Origin of the sequence: Acinetobacter tibetensis (genome assembly GCF_023824315.1) — a bacterium.
In the GTDB taxonomy this organism is placed as follows: Bacteria; Pseudomonadota; Gammaproteobacteria; order Pseudomonadales; family Moraxellaceae; genus Acinetobacter; species Acinetobacter tibetensis.
Window position 1 is genome coordinate 1,248,227 of sequence record NZ_CP098732.1, and the last position, 22,709, is coordinate 1,270,935.

Consider the following 22,709-nt stretch of genomic DNA (forward strand, 5'->3'; position numbering starts at 1 on the left):
AAATTATGTTTATTGCTGGTGTAGATGAAGCGGGGCGTGGTCCTTTAGTTGGTTCGGTTGTAGCTGCAGCGGTAATTCTTGACCCGAATAACCTGATCGAAGGTCTAAATGATTCAAAGAAACTCACAGAGAAAAAGCGTGAAAAATTATTTGTAGAGATTCAAGAAAAAGCATTGGCATGGGCAATTGCGGAAGCAAGTCACGAAGAAATTGACCAAATCAATATTTTGCAGGCTTCACTTTTGGCAATGCGTCGTGCAGTAGAAGCATTACAGATAGATCCAGAGCATGTTTTGGTCGATGGGAATAAAATTCCACAAGGCTTGAGTGTGAGTTGTGAGGCTGTAGTTGGAGGGGATGCGTTACATGCAGAAATTTCTGCAGCAAGTATCTTGGCCAAAGTCACACGCGATCGCGACATGGTGGCTTTAGACCAGAAATACCCACAGTACGGTTTTGCCAAGCATAAAGGCTATCCAACCAAAGCACATTTTGAAGCAATTACGATGCATGGCGTTATTGCGGAACATCGTCGTAGTTATGCACCGGTAAAAAAGGCATTGGCACAATTTGACTAGAGCTAAAAAATTTAAAGCGGCTTAGAAAAGCCGCTTTAGGAGATAACATTTAATTTTAACGATTAAAGTTATTCTGGGAGTAATTATCTTCTTCAAAAGAAGGTTGATAATCTTGATCGATATGTTGAAGGTGTTCGTGCATCGCACGTTCATGTTGAATGCGTTGATAAATTTCTTCGCGATGAACTGATACTTCTTTTGGAGCATTTACGCCAATACGAACTTGATTGCCTTTAACACCAAGCACAGTAACACTGACTTGATCCCCAATCATTAATGTTTCTCCGACACGACGGGTCAGAATCAGCATGTTTATCTCCTTGCAAAATGCTAAACCTGCATTGATTAAAAAGTTAAAAAAACACAACCTTGGTTATAAAGAAAATTTTAACAGAACTTATAAAGACAAATAGGTGGGTATTTATAGAATTCTGTTGAAATTTACTAAAACGCTTCTGGGCTAATATAACAGAGCCACTATAGAAAAAACTATAGTGGCTCTGTATTTTTATGGAATTTTAAAGATAATTGTCTTACAAAAGACAATTATCTTTTAAGCGCGAGCGCTTGACTCACCGTGTTCACGGTCTAGGCCAAATGCTGTGTGTAAACAACGAACAGCAAGCTCTAAATAGTTTTCTTCAATAAGTACAGAAATTTTAATTTCTGATGTTGAAATCATTAAAATATTAATGCTTTCATCTGCCAATGCTGTGAACATTTTGCTCGCAACACCTGCATGCGAACGCATACCTACACCAACGATTGATACTTTAACGATATCATCACGAGTAACAACTTCACATCCTTCAATGCTGCTCGCTGTTTGCTCTAAAATAGCTTTTGCTTTTGCCAAGTCTGTGCGATTTACGGTAAAAGTAAAATCTGTTGTGCCATCTTCTTCTACGTTTTGGATAATCATATCCACTTCGATATTGGCATTGCTGATTGGCGATAAGATTTTAGATGCAATTCCTGGTTCATCAGGAACACCCAAAATAGTGAGTTTTGCTTCGTCACGGTTAAATGCAATACCTGCGATGATTGGTTGTTCCATATCGTCTTCTGCCTCAGTCGTAATTAATGTGCCTACGTTTTGTTTGAAATCTTCATCAAATGCACCATCATCATCATTATCAAAACTTGATAATACGCGCAGTGGAACTTGATATTTACCTGCGAATTCAACAGAGCGGATTTGTAAAACTTTTGAGCCTAAAGATGCCATTTCTAGCATTTCTTCAAAAGAGATACGGTCAACTTTTTTCGCTTTCGGTGCAACGCGTGGGTCAGTGGTATAAACACCATCTACATCGGTGTAGATTTGGCATTCATCTGCTTTCAGCGCAGCCGCCAGTGCTACCCCAGAAGTATCTGAGCCACCACGGCCTAAAGTTGTGGTATTGCCATCGGCATCAAAGCCTTGGAAACCAGCAACGACAATGACACGACCTGCATCTAAGTGCTTAGTCATTACGTCGGTATCAATCGATTCAATACGTGCTTTGGTGAACGCACTGTCCGTTTTAATACCAACTTGGCGACCCGTGAGTGACTTAGCTTCAACGCCAATTGAATTGAGCGCCATCGCTAACATGGAAATCGTTACCTGTTCACCCGTTGAAACCATTTGGTCAAGTTCGCGTGGGTCAGGGGTGTCCGTAATGGCTTTCGCGAGAGCTAATAAGCGGTTTGTTTCACCACTCATTGCTGATACTACAACCACTACCTTGTGGCCGTGGTCATGCCAGCGCTTCACACGACGAGCAACATTTAAAATGCGCTCGGGGGTACCCATAGAAGTACCGCCATATTTTTGAACGATTAATGCCATAGTTGTTCCATATAAGCCATGACCCTGAAGTGCCAATCAGGGTCAGTTACACAAAAGGTGAAGTTTTATTTTGCTTCAAGCCAAGCAGTTAAATCTGCCATCACTGGTGCAAACTTCTCGTTTAGTGGCGCGCCACCTTGTGCCAAGTCAGGTTTACCACCACCTTTACCACCTAGCTCAGTTGCCAAGTGTTTGATGATGTCCCCCGCCTTTATAGAAGCAGTAAATTCTTTTGCTACAGATGCGATCAAGCTAACCTTGTCACCCTCTACACCTGCAAGAACGATTACTGCATTTTCTAATTTTGATTTCACACCGTCATGAAGGTTACGAAGTGCTTTTGCATCCATGCCTTGAACAGTTGTGATTAAAGTTGTGCGACCTGCAAGTGTTTGAACTTGGCTTAAAAGTTCCGCAGCTTGCAAACTTGCTAATTTTTGATTGAGTTGCTCAATCTGTTTTTGTAAAGCAGATGAAGTTTCAACAATGGCTTCAACTTTTTCTACAGTTTGATCTTTCTGAGCTTTCAATACACCATTGATATGTACAATATCCGCTTCGGTTTTTTGTACAACGTCTAAAGCTTTAGTACCTGTCACTGCTTCAATACGACGTACACCCGCAGCAACACCGCCTTCAGAAGTGATTTTAAATAAGCCGATGTCGCCAGTACGTTGTACGTGAATACCACCACATAGTTCAATCGAGAAGTTCTTCTCTTCAATAATTGAACCCATTGAAAGTACACGAACTTCATCGCCATATTTTTCACCGAACAACATCATCGCGCCTTTGGTTTTTGCAGATTCGATGTCGAGAAGTTCCGTGGTGACAGTGCTGTTTGCAATCACTTCTGCATTGACCAAACGCTCAATTTCTTGAAGTTGTTCAAATGAAACAGGCTGATCATTGGCGAAGTCAAAACGTAAGATGTCTGAGGCAACCAATGAGCCTTTTTGCTGTACGTGTTCACCTAAAATCTGACGTAGTGCGGCATGCAAAAGGTGAGTTGCAGAGTGGTTACGTGCAGTTGCAGCGCGGATATCTGCTTTGACTGTTGCTTCAACAGTTTGTGATGCTTTCAGACTACCAACAGTCACGATGCCTTGGTGTACAAAAGCGCCACCCGATTTCTTGGTGTCTTGGACTTCAAAAATACCTGTGTCATTTTTGAAGATACCTGTGTCACCAATTTGACCGCCGCTTTCTGCATAGAACGGAGTTTGGTTCAGTACGATAAGGGCTTCGTCACCTTCAACGACTTCATCAACTTGCTCGCCATCTTTATAAATCGCGATAATTTGACCTTCGCCAACCGTTGCATCGTAACCATTAAACTGAGTTTCGCCTTCAACTTTTACAACGCTGTTGTAGTCAATTGCGAATTTACCAGCATCACGTGCTCGTTGGCGTTGTGCTGCCATTTCAACTTCAAAGCCTGCTTCATCAATGGTTAAATCACGTTCACGTGCGATATCAGCCGTTAAGTCTGTAGGGAAGCCGTAAGTATCGTAAAGTTTGAAGACCACTTCACCTGGGATCACAGAACCTTTTAGTTGAGCTAATTCACCTTCAAGCAATTTCAAACCTTGCTCTAAGGTTTTGGCAAACTGTTCTTCTTCTTTCAGCAATTGTGCTTCAATACGCGCTTTCTGTGCTTCAAGTTCAGGGTAAGCTTGACCCATCACTTCAATTAAAGGTTGTAACATTTTATGGAAGAACGAACCTGTTGCGCCTAGCTTGTTACCATGACGCACTGCACGACGAATGATACGACGCAGTACATAACCACGACCTTCATTAGAAGGGTTCACACCGTCTGCAATTAGGAAGCAGCATGAGCGTGCATGATCCGCAACGACTTTAAGTGAAGCAGGGTACTGAACTGGTGTGCCTTTTTCTTTTGCTTCAGCTTCAAGCGCAGCGGTATCTAAACCAATAATTTCAGCAGCAGCTTTTAATAAGTGCTGGAATAAATCGATTTCGTAGTTTGAATTTACGTGTTGTAAAACCGCAGAAATACGTTCTAAGCCCATACCTGTATCAACAGAAGGTGCTGGAAGAGGGTGAAGCACGCCATCCGCAGTACGGTTAAACTGCATGAATACGTTGTTCCAGATTTCAATGAAACGGTCGCCATCTTCTTCAGGTGTGCCTGGTAAGCCACCCCAAATATGATCGCCATGGTCAAAGAAAATTTCAGAACAAGGACCACATGGACCAGTATCACCCATTGCCCAGAAGTTATCTGATGCGTATTGACCACCTTTGTTATCACCAATACGAATAATGCGCGATGCATCTAAACCAATTTCTTTGTTCCAGATGTCAAATGCTTCGTCATCAGTGTGATAAACCGTGGCGTAGAGTTTGTCTTTTGGTAGTGCTAACCATTTATCGCCAGTCAGGAATTCCCACGCAAATTTAATGGCATCACGTTTGAAATAGTCACCAAATGAGAAGTTGCCTAACATTTCAAAGAAAGTGTGGTGGCGTGCAGTATAACCGACGTTATCTAAGTCATTGTGTTTTCCGCCAGCACGGACACACTTTTGCGATGAGGTTGCACGTACATAATCACGTTTTTCAAGACCTAAAAAGCAGTCTTTAAACTGGTTCATACCAGCATTAGTAAATAATAATGTTGGGTCGTTGGCGGGTACTAGAGAACTCGACGCGACACGTGTATGCCCTTGCGATTCAAAATAGCTTAAAAAAGCTTCGCGAATTTCAGCGGATGTCATAAAACGAGTACTCACAACCAAGTCACTCCATAAATCTTGAATTTGGCTAAATGTATTGTTTATAGGTGGTTTTAGCACATTCTATAAAATACAGGCTTAATTTTTTAAAACGCCAAATTATAACGGAAAAAGCCTCATGCACCAATCACTTTACTATGAATTAATGACAAAACTATGGAATTGTAAGTCATCCTTTAGTCTGTATTTATTTTATGTAAATAAACTTTTTAAAATTTTCTAAATTTAAGTCAATCCAGTAGATGGTGCTGTTCAAGTTGAATTTGGCTAAAGTTTTTTCATTAGGATCATCATTTTTTTTTAATTTTATGCTGGATTTGTAAGAAAATATCTTGGCTAAAGTGCAAAATCAATTAACATAAGGCAGCTTAAATTAAGGTTTCATACAAAGGAAAAGTCATGCAAAAGGTGGCGATTAATGGATTTGGTCGAATTGGTCGTAACGTTTTACGGGCATGGTTCGAAAATCCTAAAGATTTCCATTTTGAGATTGTGGCAATTAATGATATTGCCGATGTTGAAACCTTAATCCACTTGTTTAAGTACGACACGACACATGGCCGTTTCAAGGGCAAAGTCGAACTTGAGCATGAAAATGAGCAAATTTATTTGCATATTCATGCGGGGCTTGCCAGCCTAAAAGTTCAAGTTTTGTGTGAGGCCGAACCTGCTCATTTGCCGTGGCAACAGTTAAATATTGATGTGGTATTGGAATGTACGGGTTTATTCCGTTCACGTGAAGCGGCTACTCGTCATATTCGGGCTGGGGCAAAGCGTGTGATTATTGGTGCTGCACCTTTTGATACGGTTGATGCGGCAATTGTTTATGGCGTGAACCATCATGAAGTGAAAGCTTCAGATCAAATTATTTCCAGTGTGTCTTGTACCACGCAGGCATTGGTTCCTTTAGTCAAAATTCTTGATGATGCTTTTGGGATTCAAACTGCGTTAATGACCGAAATTCATGCGGTAACCGCTGATCAATCGGTTTTGGATCATGCACATCGAGATTTACGTCGTGCTCGTGCATCTGGGCAAAATATTATTCCCACGACATCTTCAGCATTAGGGGCGTTAAAGCAAGTGATGCCGAAAATGGAAAACCGCATTGATGGCTATTCCATTCGTGTTCCAACCATTAATGTTGCTGCAATTGATTTGACCTTTGTATCGCAATCTCCAGTTACCGTACACAGACTGAACGAAGTATTGATGGGTGCAGCAGAAAGTGACTATGCTGAAATTATGCAAGTGACCGATGAAGCGTTGGTATCTAGTGATTTTAACCATTCACCTTATTCACTGATTGTAGACTTAAGTCAGACTATGGTGGTGGGGCATCAGGCGAAAGTATTTGCTTGGTATGATAATGAATGGGGCTATGCCAACCGCTTACTGGATTTGTGTGAATCTTTTGTATAAGTCATCAAGCACCTTATTTGGTTCTGCAAATAAAGTGCTTTGGTCGTTATTCTTCTTCGGTTTCGTTTAAAAAGCCTTCTTGAATTTCTTTAGGCATATCTTGATGCCACCAAGTATAGATTTCGGCTTTGATGTTGAGATCTTCATCTGGATCATTAAACGGTTCATCATCTTCACGAATGAGTTCATCACCTTCAAATTTAAACCAGAATTCCCAAGGGTCATCATCGCCACAACCCCATGCTTGTACATGTAATGCAGGGACTAAGGCTTTTAAGAAAAACAGGATGGCTTCCATGATGTCATCGCCCTCTGAACCGTGGACAAAGTGCAGAATACTAAATCCAGCAAGTCGATAGGCTGTTTCTGGTGCAAGGTCATACTCGATTTGATCCACTTGATCAATAAGTTCTTGTGCAAGTTCGGCACCATACTCCGCATTAATCGCGCTAGCCAATTGCACAAAAGTTACAGGGTTGTCTTGATGTTGTTGGAATAAATGATCGAGTTGATCCATGATGATGTGATCAGGATGGTGATAGTAAAGATTGCTATGTAATTCCATAGTGATGATCCAAATGAACAGTTTTTTCTAAAGTTGAATAATTGTTAGCGAATTGAATATATCGGTTGATGTGCATTTCTGAAATAGAAAACATGTATCAAAATATCATTCGTTTGGCTTTGGTTGCTTCGGTTGATATCAATAATAGGCATGATGAGTGAGCGATTGAAAAATATCGGGTTTATCTTTTATTTTTTATAAAAATTAAAGTCATCTTGGCATATTATAAAAGAAAGACATAATGACAATGAGAAACATATGATGATGTTAATTTGGGGATTTATCCTGTTATTAGCAGTTGCAGTTATTTTTCTGGTGTGGTTTCAATTTAAACAGCAAGGTGAGAGCACAGAGGATACAGAGTATCAGCAACATCTGGAGCAGAAAGTGGTACACCTTGAAGAAAACTTAAAGAAAACGCTCGAAATTATGCAAGACCTTGCCAAGAAAATGCATGTACAACAAGAAGCAATTGATAAAACTGTAAAAAGAACACATCAGTTGGAGTTGCAAAATGCTGAATTGGTGAGTTTGTTAAGCAAGTCAGTCGGGCAAACAAATCGCTAATTTTGAGCGAATTACGCCAAACTTTAAATTAAAATTTGGCGTAATAATGCTGCGCTTAACATACTGATGATGACAGTTGAAAGTAGCGGCAGTCGAGATGCTGCCAATAAAGTAATTGCGATTGCAATTAAGTCGGCTGGATTATCTTTGACAAAATAAGGCGCAATGACGGAAATCAGGACACAACCTGGTACAACTTCTAGAATCTTTTTGTGTTTAGCCGACATGGTTTTATTTTTTAATAAAACATAACCCAATAAGCGAGTTAGATAGGTGGTTAAGGCGACGAAGAGAATCGCAATTAAAGTGCTGCCATGAATCATTTATCTTCTCCTATCAAGAAAAGGGCAGATGCAACACCACTGATTGCACCTAAAGGCACGTGCCAACCCGCAGGCAAGTATAAATAAGAAATTGCGGCAACCACCAAACTCACTAACCATGGTCGTGCAGCAGCAAATCCAGTCCACATTCCACGTAGCAGCACTAAAATGATGGCTGGGAATGCCATGTCAAAACCATACGGATGAATATCTCCTAAGACTGGACCGAGTACAGCACCTAGGGTGGTGACTGATACCCACATCACATATAGCGCTAAACACACCCCTGCATAGTAAGGCATATTAAATGCATGCCTTAACCCAACCTGATGAATCCTTTTTTGTGCATTGGATAATCCTAAGGCCCAGCTTTCATCACAAAGAAAAAAGAGCGCAGGGTAGACTTGACGGTCAGGTAAATGTCTTAAATAGGGGACGAGGCTTGCTCCCATAAGGAGATGTCGACTATTGATTAAAAAGGTGATGAACATCAGCAGTAGGAATTGTGGAGGGTTGGTCCACACTTCCAGAATGGCAAACTCCGAGCCACCTGCAAAATTTAATCCTGTAAGCAGGGATACTTCTACAATGGAAAACCCTTTTTGTGCCGCTTGAGTACCCAGTACCAACGCCAAAGGAACAAAACCAAGCAGCATCGGTAACGTTGTTTTAATGCCACGTAAAAACTCAGCTTGGTCTTGACTGTTCAAAATCAACGAATGGGATGAGCTGCTTTTAAAAGTGGACATGGGGGAACCTCACAAAGTAGGAAGTTATTTTAAAAACTTTGTGATGATATTTGACGCTAAAATAAGCAATATTTGCGGTATATTGAGCATAAAATTGCTCTAAAATTAAAATATAAAGTATTTTATGCTAAGAGGGTGGATATGGATAAAATTGACCGAAGAATCCTACAGACGCTACAGCAAGATGGAAAATTGGCGAATAATGAATTGGCACAGCGGGTTGGTCTATCGGCTTCACCTTGTTTACGTCGTGTGAAGCAGTTAGAAGATGCTGGGATTATTGAAAAGTATGTGGCTTTGGTGAATCCACAGAAAGTAAATTTAGGCTTAACTGTATTTGCACGAATTTGGTTAAAAGGCCAAGATGCGAAAACAGTCAATCATTTTATTGATTCAGTTCGAGAAATTCCTGAAATCGTGGAATGCCAATTGATGGCGGGTGATTGTGACTTCTTTTTAAGAATTGTGGTGTCTGATTTAGATGCTTATCGAAAATTCCAAATTCAGCATTTAAATAAAATTACAGGCATTCAGAACGTAAAAACTGAAATTCCACTCCAGAGTATTAAACAGACGACTGAACTGCCCCTTTAACTGCAATTGCGTAGAAATAAATCAATTTGTTGATAACAATCGTTGACTTAGTGTGTGATTGAGCCATGCTAGATTTGTGCAGAGAATGATATTAAATGTAAAAAATCTCAGTGCATGGTGTGAACTATCGTGCTAAACTAGGAGAAATCGGGTGTGCTCCCGATTTTTTTATGCGGATTACTTCCGCGCTGACAAGAATTTAGGTTTACAACATGCCCATTTCAGAGACATGGTTATTACCTGATGGTGTAGCTGATGTATTACCAGAGCAAGCGCAAGTAATTGAAAACTTGCGCCGTGACGCCTTGGATTTCCTTGCTTCTCGAGGTTATCAGTTGGTGTACACGCCGTTTATTGAATACATAGAATCCCTTTCTTCTTTATCCGAATCAAATCACGATTTAGACCTTGCAACGTTTAAAGTAATCGACCAATTATCTGGGCGTTTACTTGGGGTGCGTGCGGATATGACGCCACAGGTGGCGCGTATAGATGCACACGTTCATCCCGTAGAAGGTGTGGCTCGCTATTGCTATGCAGGCACTGTTCTGCATACCAAGCCGCAAGGCTTTAATACCACACGTGCACCGTTGCAATTAGGTGCAGAGTTGTTTGGTTCAGACAGCATTGATGCTGATGTTGAAATGGTCGATGTAATGCTTGGTCTGATTAAAAAAGCAGGCTTGGTAGATGGCATCCATCTGGATTTAGGGCATGTGGGTTTATTCCGTAGCTTAGTTAAGCGTGCGGGTTTAAACAAAAACACGGAGCATGAACTGTCTGACCTTTATCAACGTAAAGCGCTGCCTGAGTTGGCGGAATTTACCCAAGATTTAAACTTCGGTGCAGACTTTTATGCATTAGGTCGCTATGCAAGTGATCTTGATGCCTTACAACTTCATCTTAGTGCAGAAATTTTAGCAGATGCGGCATTCAAACATGCTTTGGATGAGTTAAAAACCACGCAGTCGGCAATTCAGGCACGTTGGCCAAATCTACTGATTGGCGTTGATGTTGTAGAGTTGCGCTCATACCACTACCACACAGGTTTAATGTATGCCGTGTATGCACCAAACCGAGCTGCTTCTTTGGCACAAGGTGGTCGTTATGACGGCATTGGTGAACATTTTGGCCGTGCACGTCCTGCAACAGGTTTTAGTTGTGACTTATATGCACTCAGTGCAGGGCAGTTTAATGCAATCTCTGTAGTTGTCGCACCGAAAGGCACGAACGCTGATTTACAACAAGCGATTGCGTCTGTGAGAGCACAAGGCTTAAGTGTAATTCAGTTATTGGGTAATGATGATTTAAACTCTATTCCAAATGCAACACATCAACTGGTTGATGTTGCTGGTGAGTGGCAAGTTAAACCAATTTAACCACTGCGAGTAGTGTTCATGTCACTACTTGGAGTTTTAATTTTAACAGCATGATGTAATGAGGCTATTATGGGCAAAAATGTTGTGGTACTTGGTACCCAATGGGGCGACGAAGGTAAAGGTAAAATCGTCGACCTGCTCACAGATCAAGCGGCTGCGGTAGTTCGTTATCAAGGCGGACATAACGCAGGTCATACTCTCGTGGTTGGTGGTAAGAAAACTGTATTACACCTCATTCCATCAGGTATTTTACGTGAAAACGTATTGTGCTTAATTGGTAACGGTGTTGTGCTTTCACCAGAAGCTTTAATCAAAGAGATGACCATTCTTGAAGAGCAAGGCGTACCTGTTAAAGAGCGTTTGCGTATTTCTCCAAACTGTCCATTAATTCTTCCGAACCATATTGCACTTGACCAAGCACGTGAGAAAAAGCGTGGCAATGCAAAAATTGGTACAACGGGTCGTGGTATTGGTCCAGCGTATGAAGACAAAGTTGCGCGTCGTGCAGTACGTGTCGCGGACTTGGTACGTGGCGGTGAAGCATTAAAAGCACAATTGGCTGAAGTATTGGATTACCATAACTTCCAATTAACTCAATACTACGGTGTTGAAGCAGTTAAGTTGGAAGATGTAATTGCACTTTGCGATCAATGGCGTGAAGTTGTTGCTCCGTTAGTGGTTGATGTAACTACAGAATTACACAACTACCGTAAAAACGGTGACAACATTATGTTTGAAGGCGCTCAAGGTTCATTACTTGACGTTGATCATGGTACATATCCATTTGTGACTTCTTCAAACACGACTGCTGGTGGCGTAAGCTCTGGTTCAGGTTTGGGTCCATTGCATTTAGACTATGTATTGGGTATCACTAAAGCGTATACAACGCGTGTAGGCGCTGGTCCATTCCCAACTGAATTGCATTACGATGCTGCGACAGATACAGGTGATGCAATTGGTCGTCACTTAGGTACTGTAGGTCATGAGTTTGGTGCTTCTACAGGTCGTCAACGCCGTTGTGGTTGGTTCGATGCAGAAATTCTTCGCCGTTCTGTAGACGTAAACTCACTTTCAGGTATTTGCTTAACTAAACTTGACGTATTAGACGGTTTAGAAGAAGTAAAAATCTGTGTGGGTTATGAAAACACAGATTCAGGTTGTGTAGGTTCTTCAGATGCGCTTGCATACGAAAACCTCAAACCAATCTATGAAACTATGCCGGGTTGGACTGAGTCTACAGTTGGTGCGACCACTGTAGAGCAGCTTCCACAAAATGCAATTAACTACATCAAGCGTATTGAGCAGTTAATTGAGTGTCCAATTGATATTATTTCAACTGGCCCAGATCGTGCAGAAACCATTGTATTGCGTCATCCGTTTGATGCTTAATCGATAGTTCATGTTAAAAAGCCTCGCAGATGCGGGGCTTTTTATTGTGCATGCATTGCAAAATTGTAGGGCTTTTAAAATCCAGACTAAAGTTGCATTTGCTTGCAGGCTTTTTCAAAATAGCCTTGATACAATAACTTAACAGTAAATCTGGATTTAGGCAGGATGCACAAAAATATTTCAAATACTATTTTATATTCTTTAATTTTTGCTATGGGCGGTGCGCCCACCATTGCCATGATGATTATTGAAGGGCAAACCACTGATCCAAATGTAATTTATAATGCTTTAATTGGATTGTCTGTGATTATTGCTTGTGTTTTGGTGCCTATTGTACTGATTCAAAATGCCTATTTATGGTTTAAGCGTAATGATGAGAAATTAGCAGAAAAAATCAAACCTGTAGGGCAGATTTATCTGGTATTGAATGTGGTGTGTTTAATTTATTGGTTAAGTTACCAGTTTATGCATTAAGTCAATTACATAAATACTATGTTTATGAAGTTGTTATTCATTCAAAGCTCCACACTGATTGCTTATAATGCGCATATATTGACGTGATCCAAGAATGGTGGAGATTAAAAGAATGAAGAACAAACTGATGTTGAGTTTGTGTGTGGCAGGAGCTGTCACACTTTCTGGTTGTACAACAGTTGCTGATATGGCGGGTGCAGATACAGCATCTTTAAATGTTGCCGCAACCCAAGGTTTTAACAAAACTGTTCAGGAAGCTCGTGGTAACAATACGCTAGATACCTCTTCTTCGACGTATAAACGAGTTTATGCCGTATTCACGCGCTTGAAACCTTATGCTGATCAAATGAACCAAACAGGGACTAAATTTGATTGGCAATTGGCAGTATTAAAATCTGACCAAGTTAATGCCTATGTTGCCCCTGGTGGAAAGGTGGTGTTCTACACAGGTATTGTGAATAAACTCAACCTGACTGATGCTGAAATTGCCGCAGTGATGGGTCACGAGATGGTTCATGCCTTGGAAGAACATGCAAAAAACAAAATTGGTGCTCAAGCATTAACGGATCTAGCACTGGGTATTGGTTTAAGTTATGCGGGTGACAGTGTAGGTCAATTGGGTGCTGCGGCAGCACAATTAGGGACACAGGTTGGAGTAGGTTTACCTTACTCACGTAGCCTAGAAAGTCGTGCTGACCAGGGTGGACTGATGCTCATGGCGAAAGCAGGCTATAACCCACAAGCAGCAATTACGCTTTGGGAAAAAATGAATAAGCTTGATGGTGCGGGCGGTTCGGCTTTCTTATCGACTCACCCTTCAAACAGTCAGCGTATTGAAGCAATGCGTAAAAACCTACCTGTAGCACAAGCAGTATATAACAAGCGTTAATTGTTTAATTTATATGAAAAAAGGATGCTTCGGCATCCTTTTTTTGATTTTGGTGGCACTGCTTTAAAATGCGATAATCATTTGTAGTAGATCGGTCAGAATTATTAGGGTGCTGGATTGGGTTGTTGGCGATGAATGGCTTCGATACCTTGAATCACTTCAGGAGATAGATCGAGTTCAAAGGCAGCGATATTTTCTTTGAGTTGATCTAGATTGGTTGCTCCAATAATTGTACTGGTCACGAAAAACTGTTGCTTAATATAAGCGAGTGCCATTTGTGTTAGGCTTAAGCCGTGTTGTTCTGCAAGAAGTACATATTGTTCTGTTGCCCATTCACTTTCAGGATTGCTATAACGACTAAAGCGTGAAAATAAGGTAATACGAGCATTGGCAGGGCGGGCACCGTGACGGAATTTTCCAGTCAGATAACCAAAAGCGAGTGGGGAATAAGCGAGTAATCCGACGCCTTCATATTTTGCAATTTCAGCCATCCCAATTTCATAACTACGATTCAGTAAATTATATGGATTTTGCACACTGACGATTTTTTCGAGCCCTAGTTGCTCTGCCAAATGGATAAACGTCATGGTTCCCCATGGAGTTTCATTAGAGAGTCCAATGTGGCGAATACGTCCTTTTTTAACTTCATCAGCTAATGCGAGTAATGTATCGGCAAGTGCAGTGATAGGCTTTTCATCTAAGGCTTCTGCATTGCCATAACCTAATTTTCCAAAGAAATTGGTATTGCGCTGTGGCCAGTGGAGTTGATAAAGATCAATATAGTCTGTTTGTAGACGTTTGAGAGAATTATCTAAAGCAGAGCTAATTTCACTTGCGGTAAAACGGGTCTGTCCATCACGAATATGACCTCCTCCTTGTGAGGGGCCTGCAATTTTAGAGGCAATCAATAATTGGTCACGAGCACCATGTTGTGCAATCCAATTCCCAATAATGGTTTCCGTGCGACCTTGTGTTTCAGGTTTTGGTGGGACTGGATACATTTCTGCTGTATCCCAGAAGTTGAGTCCATGCTCTAAAGCATAATTCAGTTGTAGAAAGGCTTCTTGCTGTGTGTTTTGTTCACCAAAAGTCATGGTGCCCAAGCAAATTTCTGGAACAAGAATACCGCTATCGCCTAAAGGTTTGAATTGCATAAAGACTATCCTGAATAAGAGCTGAGCAATTTCTTCAGGCTATCGTAAACATACGAGTTTGTTAATGAGTACTTGTATATTCTTTTGTGAAAAAATTGAATTAGTTAGCATAAAAAAAGCAAATCATTCGATTTGCTTTTTTTTTAGATAATCGGAAGATTTACTCTTCATCATCTTCGTAGTCATCATCAGTATTTGACTGTTCTAAAGATACATCAAAAATAAGAATGGCTTTACCGTCAGTTTGAATCATGCCCTGATCTTCGAGGGTTTTGAGTACACGACCAACCATTTCGCGTGAGCAACCGACAATACGACCAATTTCTTGACGTGTAATACGAATTTGGCGGCCATTTGGTAAAATCATGGCTTCTGGTTGTCCTGACAGGTCAATCAGGCAGCGTGCAATACGACCAGAAACATCAATGAAGGCAAGGTCGGTTACTTTACGTGTGGTGTTTTTTAAACGACGAACCAATTGAGCAAATACCGCATAGCTCAAGTCTGGGTATTGCTTACTTAACTCGTGGAAGTTTTCATAGGTAATTTCAGCAATTTCACAAACATCACGTGTACGCACTTCAGCAGTACGCTGTGGATTTGATTCGAAGAGCCCCATTTCCCCAAAGAAGTCTCCTGGATTCAAATATGCGACTACAATTTCACGCTCATCATCTTCACGTAAAATAATAGATACTGACCCTTTTAAAATCAAATAAAGTGATTTTGATTCCATCCCTGCATCAACAATAGTTGTACGTTTAGGATAACGGTTTATATATGCTCGTTTTAATAATGCTTTGACTGATTCAGGTAATTGACCTGGCGATAGCGCATCAGTGCTTAGCTGTGAAAAATTTGAAGTCATGCTTTTGGTTTCCGAAAATGGATAAATAATAGATCGCACAAGACCTAAAATGAACTTGTCACACTGAAGAGGTGAAATTCCTTATCAACTCAAATTATGTTAGTGTACAGGTACACGGTAAATTTATAGCTTTTTTTAGGTAGTTGCAATGCAAACAAGTGTACATTGGCTAGAGAATGTTGCTTTTGAAGCGAAATCAGAAAGTGGCCATAGTGTGGTGATGGATGGATCCCCAGAGTATGGTGGTGAAAACCGTGGACCACGTCCCATGGAGCTTATATTAATGGGACTTGGTGGGTGTGCTTCCTTCGATATTGTGACAATATTGAAAAAATCTCGTCAAGATGTGACAAATGTTGTATGTCAGCTTAAGGCAGAACGTGCCGATAGCATTCCAGCAGTGTTTACCAAAATCCACCTTCATTTCGTTGTAACAGGTAAAGCAGTGAAGGAAAAACAGGTTGCAAAAGCAGTTGAACTCTCTGCAGAAAAGTACTGTTCAGCGAGTAAAATGCTGTCGGATGGTGGTGTTGAAATTACCCACGATTTTGAAATTATAGAAGCGGTATAAGCGTGGAAAAGCTGGTGATTCATCAGCTTTTTTTTGGTTTAAAATATGCTAGTTCATATCTGAGGATGGCAATAAAACAATCTTAGAATTTAGTTTTTAGCGAGCGAATCTCTTGGGTAGAGAAAAATTACATCAATACTCTTGAAAATAAAAATAGTAAGACCAATATTATAACTAAATTCTATTATATTTTTTAATTTAAGATATTGAAAAATATGTGAAAATTAGTTTGAAATCTAAAAATAAGTTCCCATATATCTTACAAGTTAAAAATTTGTTGTGAGGAATAACAAGAATGCGTTTTGAAAAATTTACAAACCGTCTACAGCAAACCCTTTCTGATGCTCAATCTTTGGCAATGGGGAAAGATCATGCCTCCATTGACGGGATTCATGTGCTGTCGACTTTATTGGAAGAAGCTTCGAATGCCAGTCTTTTGCAACAGGCAGGTGCAAATTTACGTGAATTGCAAAGCAAATTGCAGCAAGCGCTGAAAGATGCACCTACGCTAGCAAACCCGACAGGTGAGATCAACCTTAGCCCAGAAGCAGTCAAAGCACTGAATTTGGCAGATAGTTATGCTCAAAAAGCAGGAGATGAGTTTCTTTCTACGGATTGGGTATTGCTCAGTCTTGCTGAAGTAGGTGCAACCAAGTCTTTATTAAATAGTGCAGGCGTAACCAATGATAGCTTGCGTAAAGTGGTTAATAAAATTCGAGGGGATGAAAAGGTCATGAGTAATAATCATGAAGATCAACGTGACTCACTGAATAAATATACCATAGACCTGACTGAGCGTGCCTTAGCAGGCAAACTAGACCCTGTTATTGGGCGTGATGATGAAATTCGACGCACGATTCAGGTGTTATCTCGTCGTACTAAAAACAACCCTGTACTGATTGGTGAGCCGGGGGTAGGTAAAACAGCAATTGTTGAAGGTTTGGCACAGCGTATAGTCAATGGTGAGGTGCCTGAAAGCTTAAAAGGTAAGCGTGTCTTGTCTTTAGATTTAGGTTCATTACTTGCAGGTGCAAAATATCGTGGTGAATTTGAGGAGCGTTTAAAAGCCGTTCTTAAAGATTTAGCCAAACACGAAGGTGACATTATCCTATTTATTGATGAGCTGCACACCCTTGTAGGGGCAGGGAAAGGTGATGGGGCAATGGATGCAGGGAATATGTTGAAACCTGCTTTGGCACGTGGTGAATTACGCTGTGTTGGTGCGACTACACTAGATGAATATCGCCAGTATATTGAAAAAGATGCTGCGCTAGAACGTCGTTTCCAAAAAGTTTTGGTGGATGAACCTAGCGTGGAAGACACCATTGCAATTTTACGTGGTTTAAAAGAGAAATATGCAACGCATCACGGTGTGCAGATTTTGGACTCTGCCATTATTGCTGCTGCCAAAATGTCGCATCGTTATATCACAGACCGTCAATTGCCAGATAAAGCGATTGACCTGATTGATGAGGCTGCATCTCGCATTAAAATGGAAATTGACTCGAAACCTGAGCCACTGGACCGTTTAGACCGCCGTTTGATCCAGTTGAAAATGCAATTGGAAGCGGTGAAACAAGATGCAGATTCAGTCAGTAAGGCTGAAGTTGAATATTTGGAAAAGCAAATTGAAGAAGTTCAACGAGAATATAACAATTTAGAAGAAGTGTGGCGTGCTGAAAAAACCTTGGTTGAAGGGACGAGTCAAGCTCAGGTTGAGTTAGATAAAGCCCGCACTGCGTTTGAAAAAGCACAACGTGAAGGTGATTTGGCTGAAGCAAGCCGTTTGCAATACGGAGTGATTCCTGAATTGCAAAAACGTCTTGCGGCGGAAGAAGTGGCGGAAGAAACGAATGAAGAGCCAAAATTGATTCGTACCAAAGTGACTGAGAATGAAATTGCAGAAGTAGTGAGTGCAGCAACAGGTATTCCAGTCGCAAAAATGTTGCAAGGTGAACGTGAAAAACTTCTGCAAATGGAAGATTTTTTACATAACCGTGTGGTGGGACAAGATGAAGCGGTGGTTGCTGTATCGAATGCCGTCCGTCGTTCACGAGCTGGTTTGTCTGATCCAAATCGCCCAAGTGGTTCGTTCTTGTTCCTTGGACCAACAGGTGTCGGTAAAACCGAACTTACCAAAGCATTGGCAAACTTCTTATTTGATGATGATGATGCCATGATTCGTATTGATATGAGTGAGTTCATGGAGAAACACTCGGTCAGTCGTTTAGTTGGTGCTCCTCCGGGTTATGTTGGTTACGAAGAAGGTGGTGTATTGACTGAAGCTGTACGTCGTAAACCGTATAGCGTGGTGCTGTTCGATGAAGTTGAGAAAGCACATCCAGATGTCTTTAATATATTGCTACAGGTATTGGATGATGGTCGCCTTACGGATTCACAAGGTCGCGTGGTCGACTTTAAGAATACGGTGATTGTGATGACCTCTAACCTTGGTTCACAAGATGTACGTGAATTGGGTGAGGGCGCTGCGGATGATGAGGTACGTGCAGTGGTGATGAGTGCGGTATCTCAACACTTCCGTCCAGAGTTCATTAACCGTATTGATGAAGTCGTAATTTTCCATTCATTGAAGAAAACACAGATTCGCGGTATTGCGGATATTCAATTAGATCGTTTGCGTAGTCGTTTAGCTGAACGTGACCTGAGTTTAACTGTGGAAGACACAGCATTCGACCTATTGATCGATGCTGGTTTTGATCCAATCTATGGTGCACGCCCATTGAAACGTGCCATTCAGCAACAGATTGAAAATCCATTGGCTCAGAAAATTCTGGCTGGAGAGTTTCAAGCCGGAGATACGATTTTAGTTAAATCGGATCATGGGCATTTGCTGTTTGATAAATTGAAACTAAGTTAATTTTAAGTATAAAAAAACCAGCTTCGGCTGGTTTTTTTATGTCACAAGGTCTGTTTTAATTTGATATTTTGGGTCATAAACTGACAATTAAATGCATAATAGTGTGATGGTGGTCACCTGTAAGCCACTTATATGTAAAACAATTATCTTTATATGTTATTTTTAATTATACTGCGGAAACATAAAAAACACATAATATGAGATATATTCATGTCGAAAATAAAGTGGGGTGTTGGTGGCGTCATCGCGGTTGCAACATTGGCTGTTGGCGGGAATTTATATGCAGATAAAAGTTTGCAAACTTATTATCAGCAAGAAGCGAAACAACCAAGTAAAAATCTAAACTTGAACTATAAAAACTTCCAGATGGGGGCTTTGCAAGGCAGTGCCGACTGGACAGCCGAGTTGATTCTTGATCCATGTAAGCCGAAAGATGTGATTAAAATATCTGGGCGTGATCATATTCAACGCAGTTGGAATGGTTACCAAATTCAGTCAGATATTAAAGTTGTACAAGCTGATAGCGCATTCAAGCCTTTATTGGATCAACCTTTAAAGCTTAAAACTCATGTGAATTGGTTAGGGGGAATGAACTCAACGTTGACCACACCTGTGATTGTGCGAAACGAAGCTAAAATACAAACGCGTTTAGATCCAGTTACTTTGGAATATCGAACCAAATCGGTTGATGATCAGCTTCAGGTGCAGGATTTAACTTTAAAAATTCCAAATTTAACAGTGATGGATGCAGAAACTCATTTTCAAATGACCGGTTTGAAAATTGAAACAAATCAGGGTTTGAATGGTAATTATCTGGAAGCAGGGAAAACCACGGTTCAAATGGATTTGCTAAAAATGGCAGATCGTGGTTTGAATAATCCAATGAGTGCTGAATTAAAAAACTATCGGATTGAAGCAGAAAGTGATTTGACGGATCGCGTTTTAAATACAAAAATGGCAGTTCAAGTTGAAGAAATGAAAATGACATTTTCACCTGTCATGCAAAATGTGAAGTTTAATTTTAACGTATTGGATGTGAACCGTGCCAAACTTCAAGCGTTGTTCGATATTATCGAAAAGAGCGAAAATAGCTGTTTAGCAAAAGAGAAATTATTACAAGATTTAGAACCAGCTTTACTTGCGGTTATCAACGAAGGCTTTAAGTTTGATTCTAGCGATAATCAAATCAAGATTGGAACTGGTGAAGCCAAAGCTAGTCTAGCGGGTCGTTTTATGCCAAGCCATCAAAAGACCTTAAAAGGTATGGTGGCCATGGTACCAAGTCTAGTTGAATATAAAGCTGATGTGCAATTTGATAAGAACATGGTTGCTTCCATCATGAATAGTCTTCCTGGTAAGGGGTCACAGGCTATGTCGGATCAGGATATTGAAACGATGCTCAGCAGTATGCAGCAATCGGGGCAATTGAAACGTGATGGTGATGTGCTGAAAATGTCGATGGAATATAAATATGGTGAGAAGAAATTTTTAACGGAATGATTTTATAAAATATTTTAAAACTAAAGCTCTATCTAACTTTGGTGTTTATTAAGCGAGATAGAGTTTAATAAGCTTCCTCATGCTCAGCGGTTGGATGAGGAAGTTGAATTGGTTTAGAAATTCATTACAAAATATAATGCGATTGGTACTGTTATCAAAGCCGACATGGTACTCAACATCACGGATGTCGCTGCTTTTTCAGGATGAAGTCCTAATGTATTAGAGATAACAACGACATTACCAGCCATAGGTGTCGCAACCATTAGCGCCACAATTTGAAGTATTTGTTTATCTACAGGAATAATAACCATAAACATCAAAATACCAACGATAGGATAAATCAAATGTTTCCATGTCAAAGCCAATGCTGAGAAAAGCCAATCGATCTCGATTTTTGAAAATTTTGCAATTGTAATCCCGATGGTCATCATTCCTAAAATACTATATGCACCTTTAAAATTCGCCAAGAATGAAAGGAATACTTCATCGAATTGAATATCGAGATATTTAAAAATCATCCCTAAAAATGCAGCATAAAGAATAGGCATTTTTATGACTTTTAAAATACTTTCCTTAATATTCAATGAGCCTTTAGCTGTAATGAAATAACCCACTGTAAATTCGTATAGGTTAATACCTATAATAATAAAAATAGCGATGGCTATTTGCGTCTTATCGAAGATTGCAAGTACCAGTGGTAATGCAAAATATCCAGTGTTACCCGTACCCGCTGCAAAGCCAAATAGATTTACTCGACTGTCTTTCCAAAAGCACCTTGCAAAGCATAACCCTATTACAGCCATGAAGGACGCCAATAAGAATGCGCCCAACGAAAACTTAAGATAAGTCCAATTTGCTGGTGATTCGACAATTGAATAAAAAATCACAAATGGGGAAATAATATAGACAAGCAAAGTTGAAATATCTTTGGAATCTAGTTTAAATTTCTTACCAACACCCCACCCAATAATAGAGATTGCGATTAACAAAAAAACCCTTAGTACAACTTCAAAAATCATCTGATAAGCAACTATTCAATGTCTAAAACTGTGGTTGATGAGAATGTATATGTGCCATAACACCGCTGTAACCATCGGTTACCTTTTATTTCACCATGTCCGTGCAAACAACGCAGATTGTTAAAAATAATGAGATCTCCAACATTCCAAGATTTCTGAATTTGATTCTCTGAAACAATTGATTTCAGTTCATGCAATGCAGATTCACTGTCTTCATCTGTAGCATTAATGTTGTGTAATGCCGCTTTAATTTCATAATTCCCATCGACCAAGTCAAAAATGGAACTCTTTATTCGCTTATTTTGCACTTTAAAGGTTTCGGGGGCTGTATGAACAAACCTTGACTCAGCCAACACATTTTTTGATTTATGGCTTAATTTATTAATTACATCAGAAATCTTCACTAAATTAGTAGCAGTCTGTTTCTCATCTACTAGGCACATTAACGACAAAGTATGCGGTCTAATATTTCTCGACAAATAGGCTCCATCGGTATGAAAGTCAAACTTAGCCATACCTTGACTAGAAGCGCGAGTATTATCTTTTAAGTCTTTAGGCGTGATCTGATGTACTAATGCTCCATTTTTTTCTTCTTTATAAGCAAAAGGGTTTAAACCACAGGCTTTTGTAACTCCGAGCAGCACTAATTCTGATACATATCCTTTAGGGTGGGGGCTTGAAGTGCTAGATAGGGGGTGGCAGAGCTGATCGTCAATTGGTAGGTTAGAGAATTCAAGTAATCCTCCACCTATTTTTAATTCATTAAGATGAACATTTCTCAAATTTAGATATTTTTGTGCCAATTTTGCACTATGCTCAATAAGCTCTGTCGAAAGACATTTATTAGTTTTTGGCAATAATTTCAATTCATTTTTCCAAGCATTAGCGCAATGCTTATCAAGCTTAATTTGCATGTTTTACCTATTTCGGAATTTAATTCTTATAAAGCTTTTAGAGATTTACCATTTAAATAATTGAGCAGAATCTTAATATCTATTATTTTGATTCTACCTTGAAGATTAAAAATATAATTACAATGCTATTTTAACCATCTTCTTCCTTGTAAATTAATTAATGTATTCATCAGAATTTTCAGTTACATAGAGTTGTAAATACCAGTGCCTAAATCATATGTAAAAAATTCAATCATTTTACCAATCAGTAAAAATATAGTTTGTAACTGAAATGGTAAAT

21 protein-coding genes are annotated in these 22,709 nt (G+C 40.0%); 11 read left to right on the top strand and 10 right to left on the bottom strand.

Translation table 11 applies throughout. From position 1 onward, the window contains the following. Positions 1-5 precede the first annotated feature (5 nt). Positions 6-578 carry a ribonuclease HII gene (rnhB, locus tag M5E07_RS06125; RefSeq protein WP_116763241.1) on the top strand — a complete coding sequence of 191 codons (573 nt, stop codon included), beginning with the start codon at positions 6-8 and terminating at the stop codon, positions 576-578. Between the two features lie 55 nt (positions 579-633). Here rnhB and csrA read toward each other — a convergent pair whose 3' ends face one another. From csrA to alaS, 3 genes are all read right to left on the bottom strand, one after another. Continuing rightward, positions 634-888 (bottom strand): carbon storage regulator CsrA, encoded by a 255-nt coding sequence (gene csrA / locus M5E07_RS06130; protein WP_116763239.1) that lies wholly within the window; start codon positions 886-888, stop codon positions 634-636. 243 nt (positions 889-1,131) lie between these two features. Continuing rightward, entirely contained in the window at positions 1,132-2,412 is a 1,281-nt protein-coding gene (locus M5E07_RS06135) for an aspartate kinase (RefSeq protein ID WP_131263116.1), read from the bottom strand. A gap of 65 nt (positions 2,413-2,477) precedes the next feature. Beyond that, positions 2,478-5,171 carry an alanine--tRNA ligase gene (gene alaS, locus M5E07_RS06140; protein WP_171304989.1) on the bottom strand — a complete coding sequence of 898 codons (2,694 nt, stop codon included), beginning with the start codon at positions 5,169-5,171 and terminating at the stop codon, positions 2,478-2,480. A gap of 402 nt (positions 5,172-5,573) precedes the next feature. Between alaS and M5E07_RS06145 the strand changes: the two genes are divergently transcribed. Beyond that, complete coding sequence (locus M5E07_RS06145) at positions 5,574-6,596, top strand: type I glyceraldehyde-3-phosphate dehydrogenase (protein WP_252223062.1); 1,023 nt, start codon at positions 5,574-5,576, stop codon at positions 6,594-6,596. 46 nt (positions 6,597-6,642) lie between these two features. Here M5E07_RS06145 and M5E07_RS06150 read toward each other — a convergent pair whose 3' ends face one another. Further along, positions 6,643-7,161, bottom strand: a complete 519-nt coding sequence (locus tag M5E07_RS06150; protein WP_252223064.1) for a hypothetical protein — start codon at positions 7,159-7,161, stop codon at positions 6,643-6,645. 261 nt (positions 7,162-7,422) lie between these two features. Here M5E07_RS06150 and M5E07_RS06155 point away from each other — a divergent pair, with 261 nt between their 5' ends. Continuing rightward, positions 7,423-7,728: a hypothetical protein gene (locus M5E07_RS06155; protein ID WP_116763264.1), complete on the top strand. Its 306-nt coding sequence runs from the start codon at positions 7,423-7,425 to the stop codon at positions 7,726-7,728. A 23-nt stretch (positions 7,729-7,751) separates the two neighbouring features. On the opposite strand, the gene M5E07_RS06160 is transcribed toward M5E07_RS06155, so the two are convergent. Both M5E07_RS06160 and M5E07_RS06165 read right to left on the bottom strand, forming a co-directional pair. Continuing rightward, positions 7,752-8,051 (bottom strand): AzlD family protein, encoded by a 300-nt coding sequence (locus M5E07_RS06160; RefSeq protein ID WP_252223066.1) that lies wholly within the window; start codon positions 8,049-8,051, stop codon positions 7,752-7,754. Continuing rightward, positions 8,048-8,800 carry an AzlC family ABC transporter permease gene (locus M5E07_RS06165; RefSeq protein WP_252223068.1) on the bottom strand — a complete coding sequence of 251 codons (753 nt, stop codon included), beginning with the start codon at positions 8,798-8,800 and terminating at the stop codon, positions 8,048-8,050. Before M5E07_RS06165 ends, M5E07_RS06160 begins: the two co-directional genes overlap by 4 nt. Positions 8,801-8,941: 141 nt before the next feature. On the opposite strand from M5E07_RS06165, the gene M5E07_RS06170 reads away from it, so the two are divergent. The 5 genes from M5E07_RS06170 (at position 8,942) to M5E07_RS06190 (ending at position 13,525) form a co-directional block, all read left to right on the top strand. Further along, positions 8,942-9,394 (top strand): Lrp/AsnC family transcriptional regulator, encoded by a 453-nt coding sequence (locus tag M5E07_RS06170; RefSeq protein WP_016166574.1) that lies wholly within the window; start codon positions 8,942-8,944, stop codon positions 9,392-9,394. Between the two features lie 212 nt (positions 9,395-9,606). Then, on the top strand, positions 9,607-10,773 hold the full coding sequence (locus M5E07_RS06175; RefSeq protein WP_116763227.1) for an ATP phosphoribosyltransferase regulatory subunit: 1,167 nt from the start codon (positions 9,607-9,609) through the stop codon (positions 10,771-10,773). Positions 10,774-10,842: 69 nt separating this feature from the next. Then, positions 10,843-12,162: an adenylosuccinate synthase gene (locus tag M5E07_RS06180; protein ID WP_131321730.1), complete on the top strand. Its 1,320-nt coding sequence runs from the start codon at positions 10,843-10,845 to the stop codon at positions 12,160-12,162. 165 nt (positions 12,163-12,327) lie between these two features. Next, positions 12,328-12,636 carry a phosphoethanolamine transferase domain-containing protein gene (locus M5E07_RS06185; RefSeq protein WP_252223070.1) on the top strand — a complete coding sequence of 103 codons (309 nt, stop codon included), beginning with the start codon at positions 12,328-12,330 and terminating at the stop codon, positions 12,634-12,636. A gap of 112 nt (positions 12,637-12,748) precedes the next feature. Next, entirely contained in the window at positions 12,749-13,525 is a 777-nt protein-coding gene (locus M5E07_RS06190) for a M48 family metallopeptidase (protein ID WP_116763223.1), read from the top strand. 104 nt (positions 13,526-13,629) lie between these two features. Here M5E07_RS06190 and M5E07_RS06195 read toward each other — a convergent pair whose 3' ends face one another. Then, entirely contained in the window at positions 13,630-14,679 is a 1,050-nt protein-coding gene (locus M5E07_RS06195; protein WP_252223072.1) for an NADP(H)-dependent aldo-keto reductase, read from the bottom strand. A 160-nt stretch (positions 14,680-14,839) separates the two neighbouring features. Further along, positions 14,840-15,547: a cAMP-activated global transcriptional regulator CRP gene (crp, locus tag M5E07_RS06200; protein WP_116763219.1), complete on the bottom strand. Its 708-nt coding sequence runs from the start codon at positions 15,545-15,547 to the stop codon at positions 14,840-14,842. Between the two features lie 148 nt (positions 15,548-15,695). On the opposite strand from crp, the gene M5E07_RS06205 reads away from it, so the two are divergent. The 3 genes from M5E07_RS06205 (at position 15,696) to M5E07_RS06215 (ending at position 20,496) form a co-directional block, all read left to right on the top strand. Next, positions 15,696-16,118: an OsmC family protein gene (locus M5E07_RS06205; RefSeq protein WP_116763217.1), complete on the top strand. Its 423-nt coding sequence runs from the start codon at positions 15,696-15,698 to the stop codon at positions 16,116-16,118. 295 nt (positions 16,119-16,413) lie between these two features. Continuing rightward, positions 16,414-18,996 (top strand): ATP-dependent chaperone ClpB, encoded by a 2,583-nt coding sequence (clpB, locus tag M5E07_RS06210; RefSeq protein ID WP_116763215.1) that lies wholly within the window; start codon positions 16,414-16,416, stop codon positions 18,994-18,996. A 210-nt stretch (positions 18,997-19,206) separates the two neighbouring features. Continuing rightward, positions 19,207-20,496 (top strand): DUF945 family protein, encoded by a 1,290-nt coding sequence (locus tag M5E07_RS06215; protein WP_252223076.1) that lies wholly within the window; start codon positions 19,207-19,209, stop codon positions 20,494-20,496. Positions 20,497-20,609: 113 nt separating this feature from the next. On the opposite strand, the gene M5E07_RS06220 is transcribed toward M5E07_RS06215, so the two are convergent. Together M5E07_RS06220 and M5E07_RS06225 are read right to left on the bottom strand one after the other, a co-directional pair. Continuing rightward, positions 20,610-21,515: an AEC family transporter gene (locus M5E07_RS06220; RefSeq protein ID WP_252223079.1), complete on the bottom strand. Its 906-nt coding sequence runs from the start codon at positions 21,513-21,515 to the stop codon at positions 20,610-20,612. Between the two features lie 11 nt (positions 21,516-21,526). Further along, positions 21,527-22,429, bottom strand: a complete 903-nt coding sequence (locus M5E07_RS06225; RefSeq protein WP_252223082.1) for a TauD/TfdA family dioxygenase — start codon at positions 22,427-22,429, stop codon at positions 21,527-21,529. Between the last annotated feature and the right edge of the window lie 280 nt (positions 22,430-22,709).

Bases quoted from the DNA above. Each gene is read 5' to 3' on its own strand.
- rnhB (WP_116763241.1), top strand. From the start codon at position 6: ATGTTTATTGCTGGTGTAGATGAAGCGGGGCGTGGTCCTTTAGTTGGT.
- csrA (WP_116763239.1), bottom strand. From the start codon at position 888: ATGCTGATTCTGACCCGTCGTGTCGGAGAAACATTAATGATTGGGGAT.
- M5E07_RS06135 (WP_131263116.1), bottom strand. From the start codon at position 2,412: ATGGCATTAATCGTTCAAAAATATGGCGGTACTTCTATGGGTACCCCC.
- M5E07_RS06145 (WP_252223062.1), top strand. From the start codon at position 5,574: ATGCAAAAGGTGGCGATTAATGGATTTGGTCGAATTGGTCGTAACGTT.
- M5E07_RS06150 (WP_252223064.1), bottom strand. From the start codon at position 7,161: ATGGAATTACATAGCAATCTTTACTATCACCATCCTGATCACATCATC.
- M5E07_RS06155 (WP_116763264.1), top strand. From the start codon at position 7,423: ATGATGTTAATTTGGGGATTTATCCTGTTATTAGCAGTTGCAGTTATT.
- M5E07_RS06160 (WP_252223066.1), bottom strand. From the start codon at position 8,051: ATGATTCATGGCAGCACTTTAATTGCGATTCTCTTCGTCGCCTTAACC.
- M5E07_RS06165 (WP_252223068.1), bottom strand. From the start codon at position 8,800: ATGTCCACTTTTAAAAGCAGCTCATCCCATTCGTTGATTTTGAACAGT.
- M5E07_RS06170 (WP_016166574.1), top strand. From the start codon at position 8,942: ATGGATAAAATTGACCGAAGAATCCTACAGACGCTACAGCAAGATGGA.
- M5E07_RS06175 (WP_116763227.1), top strand. From the start codon at position 9,607: ATGCCCATTTCAGAGACATGGTTATTACCTGATGGTGTAGCTGATGTA.
- M5E07_RS06180 (WP_131321730.1), top strand. From the start codon at position 10,843: ATGGGCAAAAATGTTGTGGTACTTGGTACCCAATGGGGCGACGAAGGT.
- M5E07_RS06185 (WP_252223070.1), top strand. From the start codon at position 12,328: ATGCACAAAAATATTTCAAATACTATTTTATATTCTTTAATTTTTGCT.
- M5E07_RS06190 (WP_116763223.1), top strand. From the start codon at position 12,749: ATGAAGAACAAACTGATGTTGAGTTTGTGTGTGGCAGGAGCTGTCACA.
- M5E07_RS06195 (WP_252223072.1), bottom strand. From the start codon at position 14,679: ATGCAATTCAAACCTTTAGGCGATAGCGGTATTCTTGTTCCAGAAATT.
- crp (WP_116763219.1), bottom strand. From the start codon at position 15,547: ATGACTTCAAATTTTTCACAGCTAAGCACTGATGCGCTATCGCCAGGT.
- M5E07_RS06205 (WP_116763217.1), top strand. From the start codon at position 15,696: ATGCAAACAAGTGTACATTGGCTAGAGAATGTTGCTTTTGAAGCGAAA.
- clpB (WP_116763215.1), top strand. From the start codon at position 16,414: ATGCGTTTTGAAAAATTTACAAACCGTCTACAGCAAACCCTTTCTGAT.
- M5E07_RS06215 (WP_252223076.1), top strand. From the start codon at position 19,207: ATGTCGAAAATAAAGTGGGGTGTTGGTGGCGTCATCGCGGTTGCAACA.
- M5E07_RS06220 (WP_252223079.1), bottom strand. From the start codon at position 21,515: ATGATTTTTGAAGTTGTACTAAGGGTTTTTTTGTTAATCGCAATCTCT.
- M5E07_RS06225 (WP_252223082.1), bottom strand. From the start codon at position 22,429: ATGCAAATTAAGCTTGATAAGCATTGCGCTAATGCTTGGAAAAATGAA.